Here is a 553-nt window from a genome sequence, read left to right as displayed (position 1 = left end):
GGAACTCGACCCCCTTCGCGAGCAGCTCCTCGCGCAGCTCGGCGTAGTTCTCGATGATGCCGTTGTGGATGAGCGCCAGCCGGCCCTCGTCCGCCACCTGCGGGTGGGCGTTGCGGTCGGTGGGGCCGCCGTGGGTGGCCCACCGGGTGTGGCCGATGCCGACGAGGCCGGTGGGGATGGGGTGCTCGGCGAGCTCCTCGGCGAGGTTGGCGAGCTTGCCCGCCTTCTTCCGGTGGTACAGCTGACCGCCGTCCACCACGGCCACACCGGCGGAGTCGTATCCGCGGTATTCGAGACGACGCAGGCCCTCCATCAGGACGTCGAGAGCGCCGTGCTCACGATCCGACTGGGGCTGGCCGATGTATCCGACGATTCCGCACATGCGCACGAGAATACCGGGCCGGACCCGTCTTCCGCGCACGGCGGGCCGGCTCACTCCGCCCGGGACGAGAACCCCGCGGGATTGGCCTCCTGCCAGGCCCAGAGGTCCCGCACCATCGCGGTCACATCGCGCCGGGCGTGCCAGCCCACCTCGGCGCCGATCGCGTCCACG

The 553-nt window shown here is 71.4% G+C and carries 1 pseudogene; it reads right to left on the bottom strand.

Features of this window, described 5'->3' with window-relative positions:
* A pseudogene (locus tag ACFWJO_RS39325) lies at positions 1 to 382 on the bottom strand (glutamine--fructose-6-phosphate aminotransferase); the annotation flags it as partial.
* Between the last annotated feature and the right edge of the window lie 171 nt (positions 383 to 553).

Source organism: Streptomyces sp. NPDC127092, from assembly GCF_042722475.1.
Lineage (GTDB): Bacteria > Actinomycetota > Actinomycetes > Streptomycetales > Streptomycetaceae > Streptomyces.
Note: the sequence above shows the minus strand (reverse complement) of the source record. Positions and strands in the feature narration are given on the sequence as shown.